This window comes from Candidatus Aquicultor sp. (assembly GCF_054640775.1).
Genome location: NZ_JBTSLF010000088.1, coordinates 9,182 through 11,306 on the forward strand (window position 1 = coordinate 9,182; position 2,125 = coordinate 11,306).

Annotated in this window: 4 protein-coding genes; 2 read left to right on the forward strand and 2 right to left on the reverse strand. The window is 31.6% G+C overall.

From position 1 onward, the window contains the following. On the forward strand, positions 1-511 hold a 511-nt coding region (locus ACYC56_RS08485), incomplete at its 5' end, for a hypothetical protein (RefSeq protein WP_461373750.1). A gap of 1 nt (position 512) precedes the next feature. Here the strand turns inward: ACYC56_RS08485 and ACYC56_RS08490 are convergent. Next, positions 513-1,028, reverse strand: coding sequence for a hypothetical protein (locus tag ACYC56_RS08490; protein WP_461373751.1), 516 nt, complete (start codon positions 1,026-1,028; stop codon positions 513-515). Positions 1,029-1,130: 102 nt separating this feature from the next. Here ACYC56_RS08490 and ACYC56_RS08495 point away from each other — a divergent pair, with 102 nt between their 5' ends. Then, on the forward strand, positions 1,131-1,586 hold the full coding sequence (locus tag ACYC56_RS08495) for a hypothetical protein (RefSeq protein WP_461373752.1): 456 nt from the start codon (positions 1,131-1,133) through the stop codon (positions 1,584-1,586). A 9-nt stretch (positions 1,587-1,595) separates the two neighbouring features. On the opposite strand, the gene ACYC56_RS08500 is transcribed toward ACYC56_RS08495, so the two are convergent. Continuing rightward, the gene (locus ACYC56_RS08500; RefSeq protein ID WP_461373753.1) at positions 1,596-2,054 is read right to left on the reverse strand and encodes a hypothetical protein; all 459 of its coding nucleotides are present in this window, start codon (positions 2,052-2,054) and stop codon (positions 1,596-1,598) included. Between the last annotated feature and the right edge of the window lie 71 nt (positions 2,055-2,125).

Consider the following 2,125-nt stretch of genomic DNA (forward strand, 5'->3'; position numbering starts at 1 on the left):
GGAAGAAATCTTGGATTCAATCAAAATCTCATTCAAGTATGAGTTGCCTTTCGAAAAGCGTTGCTGGGATGAATTTTGGTCCAAGCATCAAGATGTTTTGAAGAAAATCAAAGAGAATGGTGTTGATATCAAAGAAGGGATGGACAAGTTCGTAAAGTGGGTGGATGAGATGGATGTCAAGCATGACATGCCTATGAGAGTTTCCAATTACACGGTTTATGATCTATCATGGATTGATTTTTACATATGTACATACACTGAAAGACCCTGTATTTATTACTATTTTGATGGAAATAAGTACATAAACGACGATGTCTTGGATACTTGGTCTATGTTCTATGGTGGTTATTATATGAAGGTTGGAAAGGAAAAAAGAAACAGATTAAGAGCTTTGTTGGACGTCGAAAGTCCAACATATGAAAATTCACATGATTCTTTGGAAGATGCCAAAAAAATTGCCCATGAGTGTGTTCTTTTCATTAAAAAATACGCGGATTCATCAGCAAAATAAACTATTTATTTTTGATAATTAAGTAATCCTTCTCTACGTTTTCGTGATAAAAAGATTGCACATTCTCGTTTCTATCCAATTCATATTCAAATAATTTTTGAAGTTCTTTATTGTGTTCGCTTTTACGCCATAAGTCAATATATATTTCCAAGGCTGATTCGTTTTTGGGATATGCAATTTGTATATAGTTTCTCAACAAATCATCGATCTGTGCCTCGTGGTCTCCCTTCAATTCTTTATTCGGGGTTGATTCAATGACTCTTTTCTTGGTTTTGATGTAAAACTTCAATTTGGATTTGGCTTTTTTCTTTAATGATTGAATATATTCTGGTGTAAGTCTGATGTTGGCTTCATCTACCAAATAAAATTCAGATGGGATATCAACCTCCAATTGACGCAAAGCACTTTTTGCCAAAGAAATCACATTTTCGATTGAAAACTCACTTTTGAGTATTTCATCTTCTATTCCTTCTCCATCGTAATAAATCATCAAGGTCATAAATTCTTTTTTCACCATCGCAATTTTTATTGATGTAAAATATTAATTAGAAATATATAATTTATTTTAGTCCAAACAACCAATCATTTTAATATTATAACAAATCAAATCTCTTTGGTCATGGGGAAACAACAAATCGAAGAACTCGCATCTTTAAAAAACAAGAGGATAGTGAAAGAAAAGGCAATAGAATGGGATAAAGAACTCAAAAAATTGCATCGTGAACAATACTCGGATTGCATGCGAAAAATTTATGATTACAAAGAAGCCATGAAAACAAAAGATGACGGAGATATGTATGGAAAAGTGTTCTATGTGAATTCAAATAAAACAGAAAGACCAATTGAAAAGGACGTGAACAAATGTAGAACCATCTCGATTGATTACTGGAGAGAAGTTCTTGCCTTTAAGAAAGAATACCCCGATTATGTAACAAAACACAAATTAGATAAAGTTTGGTCTCCAAGTCATCAAAGATTTGTCAATTTGGTTTCACATTTAAAACTCCCAGAACATAATGAGGAAGAAAATGAAGTGTTTGATTTAAAAAGCTTCGATTCAAAACAAACAGCATAGAAATAAATACTATTTTGAATCATTTATTATTATTTGGTTTGTTTTATTTTCAGGAGATGAGCTGATAAAACCAGTGACTTCATATGTTTCATTGTCTGTAACAACCCCAAAACTTTCAGACGGATATAATATATATCTTTCCAAAATTGTGTGGTGTATGTGAATGTATCTCGCCACTTCTTTGGTTACCACGTATCTGTATGCATCATTTTTTTCAATGAGATCATGTATTGTAATGTGCTTACAATGAAAATCATTTTTCAAAAAGTGAAGATCATATGTTTTTTGGGGGGGAGTTTGTTCCCTTTTTCTAAGAGGCGTTAATGGTTCCATCTCAAACAATTCAATTGAAAATAAATTCCTTGGTATAAAATGGTATTGATCTGTTTTTTCGATCAGTTCATCGACACTATAATAAATTCGAATATGTTTTGATGTGTAGTTTATGAGTTTCACTGATTTTGTCATTTAATTGGTAGATGCTGTTTTTGATAATACTATGAAATTTCGCAAAGTAAATCAAAAAACATTATAAATTT